This is a genomic window from Kangiella aquimarina DSM 16071, from assembly GCF_000374105.1.
GTDB classification, from domain to species: Bacteria; Pseudomonadota; Gammaproteobacteria; order Enterobacterales; family Kangiellaceae; genus Kangiella; species Kangiella aquimarina.
The window spans coordinates 1,685,462-1,703,475 of sequence record NZ_KB893650.1 but is presented as its reverse complement, the minus strand read 5'-3'; the positions used below and the strand labels follow the sequence as shown (position 1 = coordinate 1,703,475).

At 45.4% G+C, this 18,014-nt stretch carries 13 protein-coding genes and 1 pseudogene; 9 read left to right on the top strand and 5 right to left on the bottom strand.

All coding sequences use genetic code 11. The features are described 5' to 3' along the window. The gene (locus B158_RS0108195; RefSeq protein ID WP_018624884.1) at nucleotides 1–834 is read left to right on the top strand and encodes a 5-methylcytosine restriction system specificity protein McrC; all 834 of its coding nucleotides are present in this window, start codon (nucleotides 1–3) and stop codon (nucleotides 832–834) included. A gap of 147 nt (nucleotides 835–981) precedes the next feature. Here the strand turns inward: B158_RS0108195 and B158_RS0108190 are convergent, their stop codons facing one another. Both B158_RS0108190 and B158_RS0108185 read right to left on the bottom strand, forming a co-directional pair. Next, nucleotides 982–3,954, bottom strand: a complete 2,973-nt coding sequence (locus B158_RS0108190) for a Tn3 family transposase (protein ID WP_018624883.1) — start codon at nucleotides 3,952–3,954, stop codon at nucleotides 982–984. A gap of 261 nt (nucleotides 3,955–4,215) precedes the next feature. Next, on the bottom strand, nucleotides 4,216–5,157 hold the full coding sequence (locus B158_RS0108185; protein ID WP_018624882.1) for a site-specific integrase: 942 nt from the start codon (nucleotides 5,155–5,157) through the stop codon (nucleotides 4,216–4,218). Nucleotides 5,158–5,333: 176 nt separating this feature from the next. On the opposite strand from B158_RS0108185, the gene B158_RS0108180 reads away from it, so the two are divergent. From B158_RS0108180 to B158_RS13690, 8 genes are all read left to right on the top strand, one after another. Further along, nucleotides 5,334–6,284, top strand: coding sequence for a DNA-binding protein (locus B158_RS0108180; protein WP_018624881.1), 951 nt, complete (start codon nucleotides 5,334–5,336; stop codon nucleotides 6,282–6,284). A 120-nt stretch (nucleotides 6,285–6,404) separates the two neighbouring features. Then, nucleotides 6,405–6,770 carry a hypothetical protein gene (locus B158_RS13395; RefSeq protein ID WP_106646697.1) on the top strand — a complete coding sequence of 122 codons (366 nt, stop codon included), beginning with the start codon at nucleotides 6,405–6,407 and terminating at the stop codon, nucleotides 6,768–6,770. 98 nt (nucleotides 6,771–6,868) lie between these two features. Beyond that, nucleotides 6,869–8,101 carry a TolC family protein gene (locus tag B158_RS0108170; protein WP_018624879.1) on the top strand — a complete coding sequence of 411 codons (1,233 nt, stop codon included), beginning with the start codon at nucleotides 6,869–6,871 and terminating at the stop codon, nucleotides 8,099–8,101. A gap of 16 nt (nucleotides 8,102–8,117) precedes the next feature. Then, complete coding sequence (locus B158_RS0108165) at nucleotides 8,118–9,428, top strand: efflux RND transporter periplasmic adaptor subunit (RefSeq protein WP_018624878.1); 1,311 nt, start codon at nucleotides 8,118–8,120, stop codon at nucleotides 9,426–9,428. 16 nt (nucleotides 9,429–9,444) lie between these two features. Then, nucleotides 9,445–12,639 (top strand): efflux RND transporter permease subunit, encoded by a 3,195-nt coding sequence (locus B158_RS0108160; protein WP_018624877.1) that lies wholly within the window; start codon nucleotides 9,445–9,447, stop codon nucleotides 12,637–12,639. A 176-nt stretch (nucleotides 12,640–12,815) separates the two neighbouring features. Then, nucleotides 12,816–13,718 (top strand): cation transporter, encoded by a 903-nt coding sequence (locus B158_RS0108155; protein ID WP_026309318.1) that lies wholly within the window; start codon nucleotides 12,816–12,818, stop codon nucleotides 13,716–13,718. A 34-nt stretch (nucleotides 13,719–13,752) separates the two neighbouring features. Continuing rightward, nucleotides 13,753–14,640, top strand: coding sequence for a cation diffusion facilitator family transporter (locus B158_RS0108150; RefSeq protein ID WP_018624875.1), 888 nt, complete (start codon nucleotides 13,753–13,755; stop codon nucleotides 14,638–14,640). 311 nt (nucleotides 14,641–14,951) lie between these two features. Next, nucleotides 14,952–15,242: a bile acid:sodium symporter gene (locus B158_RS13690; protein WP_197047990.1), complete on the top strand. Its 291-nt coding sequence runs from the start codon at nucleotides 14,952–14,954 to the stop codon at nucleotides 15,240–15,242. A 378-nt stretch (nucleotides 15,243–15,620) separates the two neighbouring features. Here B158_RS13690 and merA read toward each other — a convergent pair whose 3' ends face one another. From merA to merP, 3 genes and pseudogenes are all read right to left on the bottom strand, one after another. Then, entirely contained in the window at nucleotides 15,621–17,258 is a 1,638-nt protein-coding gene (gene merA, locus B158_RS0108145; RefSeq protein ID WP_018624874.1) for a mercury(II) reductase, read from the bottom strand. Between the two features lie 10 nt (nucleotides 17,259–17,268). After that, nucleotides 17,269–17,714 (bottom strand): annotated as a pseudogene (gene merC / locus B158_RS13180) (organomercurial transporter MerC). A gap of 13 nt (nucleotides 17,715–17,727) precedes the next feature. Next, complete coding sequence (merP, locus tag B158_RS0108135; RefSeq protein WP_018624873.1) at nucleotides 17,728–18,003, bottom strand: mercury resistance system periplasmic binding protein MerP; 276 nt, start codon at nucleotides 18,001–18,003, stop codon at nucleotides 17,728–17,730. Nucleotides 18,004–18,014: the final 11 nt, after the last annotated feature.

The window sequence follows — 18,014 nt, the reverse complement described above, 5'->3', positions numbered from 1 at the left end:
GTGCAAATCCAGGCATTTGAATGGTCAAAACTTAAAGTTGGTGAAAAAGGTTTTTTGAAAAGCCATTACAAGAAAGTTGTGCAATGGCATATAAACCAGGATAAAACCTACTTTGAAATTGGCCCTGACTTTATAAAGCTGACCAACTGGTTAGGGGTTTTACAAGTCGGCAACCTAACAATCGAAATACTACCGAAGCTTGGTAATGCCCCTTTCATTTCTGACGATGGAGAAAGGGAAGAGCATATGCTCAAATGGAAAAGGGCTTTTGTAGAAATGCTTGGGCACACAGGCTGGATTAAATTTAGAAACACCCATACCTTTGCATCATTAAGCCTGACGAACTTTTCTATAATAGATATTTACTATTTAGAATTTATCAAAGAGGTAGAAACTGTAGTAAGGAATGGACTGAACAAGAGATACAGTAAAAAAGAGCAGAACCGTAACTGTCTAAAAGGTAAACTATTATTCAATAAAAACATTTCATTAAATTTAATACATAAGGAAAGGTTTTTTACAAGAGCTGATAATTACGATGAAAATCACAAGCTTAACCAAGTAATAGCAGCAGCTTTAAGAATTATTATTTCAAATGTTTCGGGCGGGATAATTAAAGCAAAAGCAGGAAACCTATTAATACTTTTTGATGAAATCGAGAAAAAGACATTTAACCAAAGAGCTTTAGAAAGAATCACCCTTGATAGAAAAACCAGTCATTATAAGTACTCTTTCGAGCTAGCAAAACTCATACTCTTAAATCTGAATCGAGGTACGGCCACGATTCGTTACAAATCGACCAAAAATATACTTAACCTCATGAATTATAAGTAATCTTTCAAAAATCTTGGTTGCATATTTTGATCTGCACACAGTTATCAGATATGTCTATCGGAAGCTTTCACTTCTAACACCTATACCGTATCTCCTTGTAATTACCAAGGGTGTATTCAATATCATGCAAACTCGACTCACCCACTACTACGGAACTTGGCTCTTTGTGATATCCAGTTTGTAATTAAGAGTTTTACTTTTTTTGCTTAAATCTAGATGGTAATCACCGAAGCGATTAATATGCTCGGTTCGATACGGTGAAAGAAACTTCAGCACCTCTTCTGAAACTGGGATTTGACGGTGCTTCAATTGCGATAGAACTTCTGACATGGATTGAACGTTATGCAAAATAACCAGATTAGCTACAAGTTGATTGTACTTAATGACCTTACGCTGTTCGTGCCGGACATTCTCAGCAATAATGCCGTCACCGCCAAAAAACAACCACTTGGTGAAGTTATTGAACTCTTCACTTTTGTTGGTGGCTGCATGAATGGTACGCCTGAGCTCCACATCACCGATGTACTTCAGTAAGAATGCTGTTCGGATCACTCGTCCTAACTCCCGAAACGCAAAATACAGTCGATTCTTCCGACTGTAAGTGCCTAAGCGTTTGAGTATGGTCGATGGCGCTATTTTGCCGGCTTGGATAGACAGCGCCACACGCAACATATCAGGCAGATGTCGCTCTATTAGTGACCAGTTAATATTACCTCTAAACAATCGGTTAATGTGTTTATATTTAACGCGACCATCCGCTTTATAGAATACCAGCTTCTTGATGTTCCGTATTCGGGGCATCAAATCAATACCGAGTAAGTAAGCTAGGCCAAAGACAGTCGTGCTTTGAGCCTGAGTGTCACCATGAATCACATCAGGTTGAATGTCCGATTCATTTTTAATGAGACCATCAAGAATATAGATAGCCTCGTAGACGCCGCAAGGAATGAAATGACTGAATAACGCGATGTAAGTATCCGAGACATGGTAATAGCCAATACCACCATAGCCGCCGTAACGGATATGATATTCTGACAACAGGTTTTGCTCATATACGTTCCACTTGGTTCCGTCAGCAGAGGCCGATTTGCCTGTACCCCAGTAAGATGGCATCTCAAATTTATTATAAGCATTCACGGTTTTCACAATAGCTTTTTCAAGCTTCTCCTCAGTGACATGCTTTAGATTCAGCCAAGCAACTTGCTTGCGGGTTAAGTTTTTGATGGAGCGTGCCGTTTGAGTTGGGCCAAGATTACAGCCATAACAAAAAAGCGTTGAAATAAAGCGCTTGCGCGGATTATCAAGTTTACTCTCAAAGCCTGATATGGGTTTAAATAGCTTGTGGGCGTCCAGCCATTGCTCTGATTCCACTAGAATATCGACAATGCTCTTTTCCTCAAGAGAGTCTCGTAAGGCTTCATCCAGCTGCTTGAGCTGTTTGGGCTCTGGAGTATTCTGATGTCTTCTGATCACAAGCTGATCGTTATTGAAGTCTAGAAACTCATTGGATTGAAATTGCTCGTCCACCTGAGCTGATAACTCGCTAAGCGTTTCTTTTAGTTCAGTCACAAAGGTTTTGCTATCCTCTGAAAACCCTAGCATATTGGTGTATTCAGGCAGGCCTTGTTCGTACTCATCCCAACTGATTAGTTCTTTACGATAATCTGAATGCTCCTGGCTGTAACGAATGAATAAATCACCTGAACTGAGTTCGTTCTTGATCCGAGACAACACGCATAACTCGAAGTATTTGCGGTTAATCGTTTTCGTGTCTGCGTTGAATATCAGCTTCTTCCATTTATCGTTCATCCAAGGCTGTGCGACAAAGTCATCATAGTGGCCGAGCTCCTGCTTGTGGGTATTTCGATACTCCAAGATGATTTCTAGCGCCCTTAGGATCGAATTATCTTCAGATGATGAGCCTAGCTCTAAAAGCTCCAAACAGTTTAGAAGCTGGGCTCGTTGCGGCTTATACAATTTAAGCATGAAGGGATAATAATTATTTCCGGCATAGGCTAAGTGCTCTTCACACTCTGCCAATAGTACTGATGGCTCTTCGCTCATGGCGTTTCGGATATCTTCCAGTGACGGCTGTATGTCAGCTTCATTATCACCATAAGTTTTTAAGACATTACGAAATTGGTTGATGAGCTTTTCCGTTCGCTGAGTATGCTCCTGGTGGTATTCCATCAGCCGAGTCTCCGCAGACTGGTGCAACTTATTCAGTTTACGCTTAAAGATACCCGCCACATCGTCTAACGATTGACTTAATTTTGACTGGATCAATAGCACCATCAGTGTGTAACGTTTAGCTTGCTTCATTTCTTTTAAGTGAAAAGCATCCAGTGAACGAGCTTCTAAAGTGTAATGGTGTTTTTTCGTTAACGGTAAGAATTCCATATTTGGCAATCGTTCGACCAAGTCTTGTAGCCATTTCAAATGTTGAAGGTAGCTTTTGACTTCTTTATTTGTAGGCTTTTTGACCTCCCGTTTAATCGAGTCCCAGCGCGTTTTTCTTCCAGAGCTATTGAGCATTTTATCCAACTCAATTGTCATCTCATGATTCAGCTTTTTATGTGTTTGCTTGAAATAGGTATCGTTGACCTGCTTTTTAGCTGATTTGGCATGTTTAACCAGAGTTGAGAAGCCTGGTAATTCATAGCGCTGTTTAACCAGCTCCTCGATAACTACATTGATAACATCAGCGAGCTCATGCTTTTTTTCTGATGCTTCGGATGAAAGCTTATGAAGCAATAATGTTGCTGTATTATTATTCTCAATAAGCTTAATGTTTAGATACCGCCTCACTAAAATCTTTAAACGGGTTCGACTCCCACCCCTGTCAAAGCGTGCTAAGTACTTTTTGGGAGTGTCGCCCATTTTCATCAGCTCAGAAATATGAGTAACAATCTTGTTTGGGATGTCAGAAGATTTGAGAAAATACCCTAAGCGCTGAGTTAATTTAATATGAACTAACAGGGCAAGCTGATCTAATTTGCGCCGGCGATGCTGGCGAATATAGGCCATGTCCTCTGGTGTCGGTGTATATACAGACTCTAATTCAGACTGACTCATGTTGGGTTTAATGCGCGGGTAAGCGGTTTCATTGATTGTTGTCATAGAGATATAAAATAACGTCCACGGATATCATGGCCAATTAGGTGGCTTGATCATTTGGTTACCTTTTAAAGGTTCAGCTGTTTAGCTCAGTCGCTACACCTTGCACCTTACCTATAGTAATATTTAATGTTGCGCAGTTTAATGAACCCGCCCTAGACATTTCGTGCTCAAGTTCACTCTATATTGAATTAATGCTTAACATTCATATTTCATGAGGCCTGTGGAACATTGTAGTCTTCATTCCAGTTTTATTGTATTGCACTACTTGAGTGGCTCAATAAAGCGTTGCTGAATTCGATTATATGAATCTATGTAGCGTAGAGCCGTTTTGGGATCTTTCCAACCAACGTACTCCATTAAATCTTTGAGACTCCAATCATTACTGTCTGCCCATGAAGCAAATCCTCGGCGTAAAGAATGACTGCTAAAGCTCTCAGGATGCTCAAGCCCTGCATCCCTGGCGCAATCGCGCACGATATTGATGATGGTATTCGGCGTCATATTGTGTTGGTTGAAATGCCCCCAGCGATCGATCCCGATAAACAGTGGGCCCTCGGTTAATTCAGCAGCTGTTATCCAGTCCTGATAGGCGGTGACTGGGCAGAGTTTTTGCAGAGCCGGTACTTTATAGGTCGTACCTTTATTGTTTCTATCGCCTTTGGAGTTTGGCAAATACAATGACATTCCTTTATTGGGGATCACGATTACGTGCTCAATGTAGATGTTGGTGAGTTCATCTGCACGAAAGGCTCGCCAGAACCCGAGCAGCAGAATGGCTTTGTTTCGGATATGCCTTAAGCGCTGCCAGTAATCTTTACTTTCTGTAATCAATGAATCCAACGACTGAATAATGGTGTCGAGCTCTTCTAACTGAAGCGGTCGAGCCTGCTTAGGTTGGTACGGATGCGTTTGACGTATGCCTTTCATCACCTGTTTAACCAGGGGAGCTTTCGTGGGATCGGGAAAACCGTACTCATTGTGCCATTTAGCGAGTACGGCCAAACGATGTGCTAAGGTACTGGACGACAACTTATCGGCATAGTGACTGAGGTACTGCGCAATCGCATCAGGTGTTGCAGGTAACAGGCCGCCCCAGTGACGCTCATAGTGCTCAACGGCGGCACGGTAACTGCGTACCGTGTGTTCTCGAGTGGCGGCGTTGACGTAAAAGCTGACTAAATCAGTATTTTTAGAATCGGGCATGATTGCGTGTTATGTACGGCTTTGCCTCATCATATCGCCCAAAAACGCACATCACAATAGATAATCTACTATTATCTAAAATGAATTTTCGAAAGCTATAGACACGTAGATGACACAGTAATAATATGTATATACATATTATGTATTACATTACAAAATAATCAGAGACTTAAAAAATGGCGCGCACAGGCATCTCTCAATTTGACGTTGAAAAAGCATATAAATCATTGACTTCACAGGGTGTAAATAACCCATCAATTGATGCAATACGAGCTGAGCTGGGTAACACTGGCTCCAAAACCACCATCTCAAAATACCTCAAAGACATTAAAAAGACCCGTACTAACGGTACACTCACCGAGGTCAAAGTCTCCGACGCCATTGGGCACCTGGTAAGCCAGCTTGCTGCCAGGCTCAACGCTGAAGCGAATAAAACCATTGAAGACATGGAGCAAGCCTTTGATAAAGAGCGTAAGTCTTGGAATCAAGAAAAGTCAGGACTTGAGGAGTCGTTAAGCCAAGCCACAGAGCAAAATAAAGCTCTAAGTGATAACATTCACTCACTACAGGCGAAGCTCAATACTGCTAGCCGTGAGAGTGAGCAACTGAACACTGAGTTGCAAGGTATTCAAAGTGACTTGAAAGAACTTACAGCCGTTTGTGGACAAAAAGATGAACGAATTATCGATCTGGAGAAGAGTCTGCAACACAGTTATGACAACTTGAGCCACTTCCGCGAATCCGCTAAAGAACAGCGTGATCAACAAGAGCGCAAGCACGCTGAAGAAGTGTCGGGATTGCGAGCAGAGCAGCGAAAGCTGGGGCAAACCATTGCCTCTCAACAGTCAGAACTCACGCAGTTGAACCGTCAGAACGCTGAGCTAATCACCGAAAAGCGGTTGTTGGCCAAGTCACAGCGCGAACTTCAAAACTCATTAAAAGCGTTAACTGAACAGGTGCAGTCAGCCAGTACTGACAGAGAGGAGCTACTAGCGCAACTTGATGCTATAACCAAAGAAAACAATGAGCTAAACACTTCCGTTGTTCAGCTAGAGCATGAGGTTGAGGAATTGAAATCGCCCGAGAAACTCGCAAAAAAACAGGAAGTAGCCAAGTCTAAAAGCTAGCCTTTAAGCACAAAGCTGTGTAATAGTTGGTTAGTATCCACTTATCTTTTGTGAACTAACTGATAATCTGCTAGTCTACTGCCCTGCATTTATGAGAACGAGTAGAGACTCTTTTTTACCGTGAACCGTCAACTTTTAACTTTCGCTCTAGCCATATTGATTGCCCTGCAATCGGTAGTTGCTGTGGCGGACGTTCATCAGTTTCATCAATCCGGTTCTGAGCATCTTACTTTTGATCACGAGCATCAAAAAGCTCACTCTTCTCCAATACCAGATGATGACAAGCGTTGGTTAGAATCAGAAAAGAGCAAAAGCTACCAGCTTGATTGCCACCATTGTTGTCACTGTCATGGCTCATCACACCCTTTCTTTCTGGGTCGCCAAGATATCTCTGCTTCTCTTTATCAAAAGGGTGCTATTTTAGGCAACCCTTCCCATTACCGTTCCCATATAGCCTTCCCTGATAATCCCCCTCCGATCAGTTAAATACAGTACAAATAAACTTTTATTCTGAGGTATAGCGTTGTGCAAATGCCAACCCAGCTGTACCTGATGTACTTTGATTTTAATTGTGAGGAAATTTCATGAAGAAACTATCCGTTTCTTATGCGATGTGTGCCGTTATTTATTTGCTGTCGGCTTCGGCGCAAGCGCAACCCGTTGATTGGGAGCGCTGGCTGGCATCACAGATAAAGCAGCACCCAGACATCATCGCGGCCCGCGAGCAACTGCAAGGCTCGGAAGCTACTGCGGACGCAGCGGAACAGCCACTTTACAACCCGGAGTTATCTTCTGAGCTGGAACAGGTTGGTGAAGAAAATAACTACCGTGTAGGTGTTTCTCAAACGGTTGACTGGTGGGATAGACGAGGTGCTAAACAGCAGCAGGCGGCTTTTATCCGACAAGCAGCCAAAGCCCAGTATCAGCAACAGGTTATGAGTAAGACTGCTGAGGCTCTATCAGCATTGGTTGAGTGGCGTGCCAGTAATCAAGCCGCCATTATTGCTCAGGCACAAAAAGAGCAGCTTAATGCATTATTGCAAGTGGCTGAAAAGCGCCAAAAAGCAGGGGATATAGGCACTATTGATGCTGAGCTCACCTTTCTATCTTTATCAAAACAGCTGGCACAGGTCGCTGAGCTTGAAGTCGCTTTGCAAAAAGCCGAAAGCAGAGTGCGCGAACTTTTGCCACAGTGGACTCCTGAAAAAGGAGGCATTCCCGAAGATTTCTGGCCTTCGGAGCCAGTGTCCATTACTGACCAGGAGTTGTTACAACATCCCTATGTTGCCAGCGCTCAGGCTCGCTGGAAGTCCATCAAGGAAGAGGCCGAAGCAACCCGCCGCGCAGCCAAAGCAGAGCCGACCTTTGGAGTCAATGCTGGTCGCGACGGTGGAGAAAATACTGTCGGCCTGACCTTCTCGATTCCTTTGAATGTACGTAATGACTACAGTGCCGAAACTCGTGTGGCTAATCGTGCAGCACTAGAAGCAGAGGCCCGATTCTTGGCCGTTTATCGCAATCTACGGTTTGACTGGCAGGCTGCACAAGCTGCCTGGAAACGTTATGACGAGCAATACCGACGCTGGCTCGAGCTGGCTCGTGGCAGAGTTGAAAATAGTGCTGACTTGTTGGAACGCCAGTGGCGAAGCGGTGATCTATCAACAACTGACTACCTGCTCGCTCTCAACCAGCGTTCGGAGAGCCTGCTGGCAGGAATCTCACTCGAAAAGCACACACAACTTGCGTTAACCGAAGTGTTGCTGCACTCCGGCCAGCTCAGAGCTGTTGCACCAACTGCGACTAAGCCACTGAATTAAAGATAGGATAATGAACATGAATAGATTATTGATAGCGATGCTAAGCGCCGCAATGACTGCACCAAGCATAGGGCTTGCAGAAACGATGAGTGGTGAGGCGCACGAACATGATAAGAGCAAGCCTGCTCAAGAGGTTATTGAGCATAAGGATGATGCGTCTCACGAAGAACACTCATCGAAAGCCACGGATGAACATGAGCGTCATGGTGATACAAAACATGGGACTAGCGATAGTTCCCACAATGAAAGTCATGATGATGCGGGACACAGCGAAAGTAATACTGAAGAAGATGGACATGGGCATCAAGAAGAAGCTTCTGCCACTACGGCACTAAATGCTACTCAAATGACGATTGCTGATATCCAGGTTGCTCCTCTCACTGCCGAGCGCGTTGATTATGAGTTCTACGCACCAGGGGAAGTTCTTTCTAATGGATACACTAGCTACATAGTGTCACCGCGAGTAGCTTCCGTTGTATTACGTCGTCACGTAGCATTGGGCGCTCATGTCGAACAAGGTCAGCCACTGGTAACCCTGTTCAGTGAGGATGTGGCGCAGGCCCAGGCAGACTATCGCACCGCTTGGCCTGAATGGGAAAGAGTCCGCAAGCTCGGTCGCAAAACCGTTGGAGAGCAGCGTTATATCCAGGCCAAAACCAGCTGGGAGGCTGCTCGGGCAACGTTGCAGGCCTATGGGTTAGCTGAGTCAGATTTGCAGTCTCTGGCATCGCAAGATATTAAGGCATTGGGCGAATATACCCTACGTGCCGAAACCGATGGTTCTGTGTTATCTGACGACTTCGAGCAGGGGCAGCGCGTCGAAGCTGGTTCTCCTCTGATCAAGCTGGCCAATGAGAAGCAGCTCTGGGTCGAAGCACACCTTCCAGCAGATCAGTCTATATCACTTCCGCTCGGTACATTGGCTGACATTGTGGCTGGTGATATCCGAATTCAAGGCAAGGTATCCCAAGAAGCACATACCATAAACCCCGTTACACGAACCCGAACAGTGCGCTTATTGGTGGACAACCTGGAGCATAGGCTGCATCCGGGACAGTTTGCAGAGGTCTTCTTCCGTTTTCGTACAGAAGAGCCGGTATTGGCTGTGCCAGAGTCAGCACTGATGCGAAATCCCGATGGAGACTGGGCAATTTTTGTAGAAGAGAGTCCAGGGCAGTTTCGCTCTCAAGAAGTTGAACTAAAGCGAGCACTAGGTTCGTTGCGTGAAATTAACGGCATTGTTCCCGGAACACGTATTGTTACCGACGGTGCCTTTTTTGTTGCTTCACAAATCGCCAAAGGCGGTTTTGATCCGCATAACCACTAAGCATTAAGGAGACTCTATGTTTAATCGAATTGTCGATTGGGCGGTCACTAACCGTTTGCTGGTGGCGATTGCGCTCATTACACTAACGGTCAGCGCCTTTTTTATTATTCCAAGGCTGAATCTTGATGCATTTCCGGATGTTACCAACGTTCAGGTCTCGGTCAATACTGAAGCTCCTGGCTTGGCTGCTGAGGAAGTCGAGCAGCTGATAACCTATCCGATTGAAGCTGTCATGTACGCTCTGCCTGATGTAGAAGAAGTAAGGTCTATTTCAAAGACTGGCTTGTCTGGCGTTACTGTTGTGTTTAAGGAAGGCACTGATATTTACTTTGCCCGGCAACTGGTATTCGAGCGACTTCAGGCTGCCAAAGAGCTGATTCCAGAGGGCGTTGGTACACCCGAAATGGGGCCAAACACTTCTGGGCTGGGGCAAGTCTATCAGTATTTACTGGTTGCCGAACCCGGTTCGGGTTTCGATGCCATGGAGCTACGCAGCTTAAATGACTGGGTGGTCAAGTTGTTGCTTATCCCGGCCGAAGGCGTGACTGATGTGCTGTCTTTCGGCGGTGAGGTGCGTCAGTATCAGGTCGATCTGAATCCGTCAAAGCTGTTATCTTACGATCTGACCCAGGACGATATCATGGCGGCTCTGGAGCGTAACAACACCAATGTTGGCGGCTGGTATATGAACCGTGGTCAGGAGCAATTGGTGATCCGAGGTACCGGCTGGCTCGATCATGGCAAGCAAGGGCTGGAGCAGATCCGTCAAGTTCCCCTGAAAACGGTGGATGGCACCACTATCACCGTATCGGATGTAGCCAAAGTGAATCTGGGTAGCGAAATCCGCCAGGGCGCAGTGACCATGACACGCCGAACTTCGGATGGGAAAGTTGAGACACTAGGCGAAGTCGTCTCAGGCATTGTATTAAAACGTTTAGGCGCCAATACCAAAAGCACCATTGATGGGGTTAATGCCCGTATCGAGCGTATTAATCAGGCGTTACCGGAAGGAGTTAAGTTCGAGGCTTACTATGATCAGGCCGATCTGGTGACGCAAGCGGTTGATACCGTTGTCAATGCTCTGTTACTGGCGTTTGTCTTCATTGTGGTCATTTTGGCGCTGTTCCTAATGAATTTGCGTGCTACCTTACTGGTACTGATCTCAATTCCAATTTCCATCGGTATTGCTTTGATGGTGATGGCGTGGTTTGGTCTTTCGGCAAACTTAATGTCTCTAGGCGGTATTGCCGTGGCCATTGGCATGCTCGTGGATGGCTCTGTAGTGATGGTCGAAAACATGTTCAAACATTTGACCCATCCCGATGCCACCCATGACAAAGATAGACAGACAATGGTTCAGGATGATCCAGATCCTGTTGATGCAGCTCATGATAGCCATGGGATTGCTTTACGCTTGCAAGAAGCTGGCAGAGAGGTAGCAAGACCTATATTTTTTGCGACAGCAATTATTTTAGTTGTCTTCATGCCGCTATTCAGTTTCGAAGGGGTCGAAGCCAAACTGTTCCAGCCGATGGCTATCAGTATCATGCTGTCTATGCTGTCCGCGCTGGTTGTAGCTTTAATCATAGTCCCAGCATTAGCCACCTACCTGTTTCGCAAAGGGATACGCCCGCGGGAGAGTTTCGTCTTGAAACCACTTGATAAACTCTACCGCAAGGGTTTGTCGTGGGCTATGAGCCACAGTAAGGTCGTCGTTGGTATTGCTGTAACGCTCGTGGTTGCGGCAGCTTTAGTAATACCGCGTCTGGGTACCGAGTTTGTGCCTGAACTCGAAGAAGGAACGGTCAACCTCCGGGTAACTCTCGCTCCGTCCTCCAGCCTGGATACTGCGCTTGAAGTCGCTCCAAAACTCGAAGCAATGCTGATGGAATTCCCGGAAGTCACCTATGCGTTATCACGCATTGGACGTGCCGAAATTGGCGGTGATCCAGAGCCAGTGAATAACATTGAGATCTATATTGGTCTTAAGCCAGTGCCAGAATGGACCAGCGCCGATAATCGTTATGAACTTCAATCCCTGATGGAGCAAAAGCTGGAACAACATCCCGGATTGCTGTTCAATTTTTCACAACCAATTGCCACCCGTGTGGATGAGCTGTTATCGGGGGTTAAAGCGCAACTAGCGATAAAACTCTTTGGTAAAGATCTTGATGTGCTGGCTGAAAAAGGGCAGGCAATTGAGGCAGTGGTCAAAAAGATCGACGGTACGCGTGATGTTGCCATGGAGCAAATTGTCGGTGAAGCTCAATTGGTCGTAAAGCCCAATCGCCGCGCATTGTCTCGTTATGGACTCGACGTAGCGGATGTCATGGAAGTGGTTCGAAATGGGCTTGGCGGTGCCAGCGCTGGACAAATCATCAATGGTAACGAACGTTATGATATCTATGTTCGGTTGGATGAACGTTTTCGCCAAGATCGCGAAACTATTGCTGACCTTCGTTTGCAGGCACCTTCAGGAGCCTGGGTTCGCCTTGGTGATGTAGCCTCTGTAAATATTGCTTCCGGCCCGCCGCAGGTTCGCCGAGATGATGTTCAGCGCAGAGTAGTCGTTCAGGCCAATGTGCAAGGGCGTGATATGGGCAGTGTGGTAGCAGATATTCGCGCAGCGATTGCTGAACAAGTTGATTTGCCAACGGGTTACTCCGTGGATATAGGTGGACAATTCGAAAATCAACAGCGAGCACAAAAGCGTCTGTCGCTGGTCGTGCCATTATCGCTGGCGCTTATTGCCTTGTTGCTTTACTTTGCCTTTGCTTCGGTTGGTCAGGCTATGCTGATCCTGGTAAATGTACCTCTAGCCGTTATTGGTGGGGTGTTCTCACTCTGGCTGTCAGGGCAGTATTTATCAGTGCCCAGCTCGGTCGGATTTATTACCCTGTTTGGCGTCGCGGTACTTAACGGTGTAGTGATGGTTGAAAGTATCAATCAGCGTATCAAGGATGGCCTACCTGTCAGTGAAGCCGCTTTTGATGGTGCCGTATCCAGGCTTAGACCGGTATTGATGACAGCAGTGACATCTGCGTTAGGTTTAATACCGATGTTGCTATCAAATGGCGTTGGCGCAGAGATACAAAAACCGCTTGCCAGTGTTATCGTAGGCGGGCTGATAACAGCCACATTTTTAACACTGTTTGTGTTGCCCGTTCTGTTTGCCTGGTTTTCAAAAGGTAAGTTGAAGGAGAAACACTAACTAGCAATCTGCCGGCTCTATTTTGGAGTCGGCAATACTTTATAATAGCAAGATGGTTTGAACCAACACCCCATTAATGCTGAAAGCTCGCCCATTTTCGTATCGAGGACTCTCCGCTTTAGACTATAGTGATCGGGGAGGGGGAAAGCCAATATCAAAAAATGCAAGGTATACCTATGAGCCAGAAATGTAACCGTGACTGCAAAGCAGATGCTACAGATGAAACACAAGATATTACTAACGACGACAAGTTATTTGAAGGGGCACATGTAAGCGAATACCACGTTCCTAAAATGGACTGCCCATCAGAGGAAGGCATGATCCGAATGGCACTGGACAGTCTTGAGCCAAGTGTAATCCTCGAGTTTGATACACATAAACGCATAGTTAGAGTGTTTCATCACCTTGAACTCAGGGACATGGTAGAAGACCGGATAACGTCTCTTGGGCTTGGGGCTAGATTGGAATCAACTAACGCTGTGGACAGCGAGATTATCCATAAAGCAAGGTTGACGGCACAAAATGAAGAAGCAGAGGAAGCTGGGATACTTAAAATGCTATTAGCTATTAATGCAGTGATGTTTATTACAGAACTTGTTATCGGCTGGTGGGCACAATCGACCGGATTGATAGCTGATTCATTGGATATGTTTGCCGATGCAGCAGTGTATGGGGTGGCACTATACGCCGTTGGGCATGGCGTCCGAAAAAAACTCCGTGCAGCGCATATATCAGGATGGTTACAGATTATATTAGCTCTGGGTGTATTAACAGAAGTTGTGAGGAGACTGGTTCAAGGGAGTGAGCCTGAGTCAAACCTTATGATGGTGTTTGGCTTAATTGCCTTGGTAGCAAATGTCTGGTGCTTAATCTTAATTGCCAAAAAGCGAAATGGCGGCGCTCACATGAGAGCAAGTTGGATTTTTTCTGCTAACGATGTCATCGCCAACCTTGGTGTTATTATTGCTGGGGGGTTGGTAGCATGGACGGGGTCGCAATACCCAGACTTAATCATTGGCTTTATCATTGGCTCAATTGTTTTAACTGGTGGTTTTCGCATATTGAAGATCAAATCCTAAAGTAAGAATAAAGCTCCACAAGAGGTAATCTTAAATGCATGATCATTCGCACTCACATGGTTCAAATACTCGTATAGGTTGGGCATTTTTTCTGAATGTCACCTTTACCATTATCGAGTTTATAGGAGGTATCTTAACCAATAGTACCGCCATCATGGCCGATGCAGTCCATGATCTTGGCGACAGTTTATCCATTGGATTTGCTTGGTTCCTTAGTAAAGTTAGTGAGAAAGGTTCAAATTCAGAGTTCACCTATGGTTATCGCCGATTATCACTGCTTGGAGCTCTTATTAATGGCCTAGTCCTGATTATTGGTTCTGCATGGGTTCTGACAGAAGCTATCCCTAAACTCCTGCAACCAGAAATGCCTATGGTTGAGGGCATGATCGCGTTAGCCGTGTTTGGGGTGCTAGTTAATGGTTTTGCGGCTTATAAATTAAGTAAAGGTAAAACTCTTAATGAGCGTATACTCAACTGGCATTTACTGGAAGATGTACTTGGTTGGGTTGCAGTTTTAATCGTTTCCATCGTACTTCTTTTTGTTGACTGGCCCATTCTTGACCCAGCTTTGTCGTTTCTTTTCACTCTCTATATTTTAATTAATGTTGCTAAAAACCTTTGGCACACTATAAGGTTATTTTTACAGGCAATCCCTGACAAAGAACTGTCAAAATCAGTATACAAAACCTTAATAGAACTTGAAGAAGTGGACAGTATCCATCACCTGCACTTGTGGTCATTGGATGGAGAGCATCACGTACTTACTGCTCATCTAGCTCTACAGGATGCACTATCTATGCAGCAACAGCTGGAGTTAAAAAAATCTATAGCAGAACGATTGAGTAAATTTAATTTAGAGCATACGACTATTGAGCTTGAAATGACTGACGAGCAATGCCGCGATGCTTCTGAAGCTTTGTAATTGGGAGAGTACAGCTATAATTTATATTGTGGCCGCACAGTAACTGGTACCCTTGACTTATGCGTCGATTAATTTATTTCGTTGAATCAAATCTTGTTTGGTTTGTGATTATTGTAGCTGGAGTTGGCCTGATATTGCCCGAATCCGGGAAGTACCTCGACTCCTCAATAGCCCCTTTACTTGTGATTCTGATGTTTGTGATCAGCCTTACATTTGATGCACATGCCGTACGAATAGTCTTTCGCAAACCGTCAAGACAGTTTTTGGCAATGGGGCTCGTCTATGGCCCGATTCAATTGCAGGCTTCTTGACTGGTCGCCTTTTTCAATGCGGTCAATACAGCCTTTTCTCCTTTCGTAGTTCCGCTCCTTTTTCTATGGCTGACAGGGATACAGCTAGAAGTCCCTCTCGTTTCCATCATCCTGGAGTTAGCTCTAGTTGTTTTAGTGCCTACAATTCTCGGTGTAACCTTACGCACCAACTTTCCGACGATTATTTCAAAGCATGATTCGACTTACGCAGGAATTGGGTCAGTCTTCTATCTTGTAATATTACTTGCGGTAGTGGCTTCCAATGCAGAAACCATCATTGGTTATGGATAGTATGCTTTTGTAATTGCTGGAGCAGCTTTAAGTCTAAATCTTTGTGGCTACTTAATTGGAATGGCTTCACGGTTTATAACGACAGACCGACCGGAAGTCATCGCATACCTATTTACTGTCAGCAAAAAAGAATTTAGCATTGCAGCGGCTTTTGTGGCTGCATCCCGGTTGCCATCAGAAATAGTAATACCAGCCACATTCTTTGCAGTAATTCAGATGATCACATCTCCTATTGTGGCCAAATATCTTGCTTGAGGCTAGCTCTCAAACAGTTACTGAAGAAACTTTCCACGAAGAAATATGCAGTAAATTGGTAGTACCGTATCACTGGAAACCAAAAGCAGACTCATAAATATCTTTTCTGACGAAAGATAAAGCTTACCCAGCACAGCAAGACAGTTCTTTAATATCTTTACTGAAAGTTTGTGCACAAAGCTTCAGGCCTTCCACCATAGTTAAATAAGGAAACAATTGATCCGCTAAGTCATCCACTGTCATGTGGTTGTGAATCGCCAGTGCCGCGCTCTGGATAATCTCGCCGCCATCATGAGCTAATACTTGGGCTCCGATCAGGCGTTGGGAGCCAGCTTCAACCACCAGTTTGATGAAACCCTGAGAGTCGAAGTTAGCCAGTGCTCGAGGCACGTTTTCCAGTGGCAATACTCGACTTTCGGTCTCAATATTCTGTGCATGAGCTTCTTGTTCTGACAACCCTACCGTTGCTACCTGCGGTTCGGTAAAAATCACGGCAGGCATGGTGGACAGGTCCAATTGTGCTTCACCGCCAGTCATATTGATCCCAGCACGGCTCCCAGCAGCAGCTGCAACGTAAACTAATTGCGGCATGTTGCTACAGTCACCAGCAGCATAAACATGTGGCTGTGATGTGCGCATCTGATTGTCCACAGCGACCGCTCCATTGGCTTCTGTTTCGACACCAGCAACGCCTAGATTAAGGTTAGCTGTATTGGGTGCACGGCCGGTGGCGACCAGCAATTTATCGCCACGAATTTCTCCTTGCTCGGTATCAAGGATAAACTTATTATCTTCATAAGACACCTGACTGGCTTGGGTATGTTCCAGTACGCGAATGCCTTCCTGTTCAAAAGCTACGGTTAAGCCTTCTCCCAACAGTGGGTCTTCACGGAGCAATAAAGTACTGCGAGCCAAGATAGTGACCTCTGCACCCAGCCGACGATAAGCTTGAGCAAGTTCGACAGCCACAACTGAAGAGCCTATCACTAACAAGTGCTCAGGTAGCTCAGTTTCGAATAAAGCTTCCGTCGAAGTCCAATAAGGGGTATCAACCAGGCCTGGAATAGGAGGAATAGATGGCTGACTGCCGCTGGCAATCAAAAAGCGATCTGCAACCAGCTCTTGCTCGTAACCATCTTTGTTGCGAATAGTTAAGGTATGAGTATCTTTAAAAGATGCATAACCTTGTACCAATGACAATGCTGGATTGGTATCCAGAATATGCTGATATTTGGCGGCACGTAACTCTTCCACGCGTGCAGTTTGTTGTTTCGCTAACAAGCTACGATCCAAAGAAGGTTCATGATTTTCTAGACCGTCGAAAGGATTGTTACGCTGCTGTTCAGCCAGCTGGGCAGCCCGGAGCAGAATTTTCGAAGGTACACAACCGACATTAACACAACAACCTCCGATCACATCTCCAGCTTCAACGAGTGTGACTTGTGCTCCATTTTCCACTGCCTTGATAGCACAAGCAAAAGCAGCCGAGCCAGTACCGATGATAGCGACATGCAGCGACTTTTTGTCAGTCACATCTTCACTATCGCAGCCATCTAACGCGACAGGTTGAGCCGTGTAGCCAAGAGCTTTGATGGTATTGATTAGCGTCTGTTCATTGACATCAGATTCTGCTTCGACGACTGCACTGGATTTCGTATAAAAAACGGTGGCATTTCTGACGCCAGGCATGACGATCAAGGCATCTTCGATCTGCTGAGGGCATCTTTCACAAGTCATTCCAGAGATGGAGAATTTACGCATAAAGACCTCCTTATGGATTTGAGTGAGTGTTGTCGGCAGGAAGCACACAACTTTCATTGTCACAGCGTTTATTCGCTGGCGAAAAAATATCCCAGATTGATACCGCTACCATCAGTGCCAAGGCTGAGTACGTCACATAAGTGCTCCAGGCATATTGAAAGAACGGATAAAGTGATAGCAACAACAGAATAGGCCCTAGCATACCAAGCAGGTTACGATGCCACTGCTTGTGACCAATCCAGCCAAGTCCGTTAACTATTAGGCTAACCCAAGCCAATATAGGCAAGAGTGTATTGATAAAGAACCACTACCACTGACTGAGGAACCCTGCCCGATGGCTGCCCCCAAGCTGGCGATGGCCGGAAAGCACATGGCACAACCCATGGCAGACACCACGGCACCTAATGAGCTGGCTTTGTCGCCAATGCGGGTAAAAAGACTCAGCAGGTTCTTCATTAGTATTCGTCCTTTATTGCTTTACCACAGATGGATAGCCGGCATTTTTTGTGGCCTCGGTCAGCTTTTCCACCGTAGTTTTTTCATCATCAAAAGTGACCACGGCTAACTTATCTTCGAAGGTCACTTCAGCTTTGGTAACTCCCTCAACCTGTTGCAATGCTTTTTCCACCGTAATCGGACAAATTACGCAGGTCATCGTGGGAACTTCAAGCATGACTGTTTGCTGCTTGGCAAACGCACCCAAGCTAAGTATTGATAGTAGGGATAATAGTGCAATTTTTTTCATCTTCTTCTCCA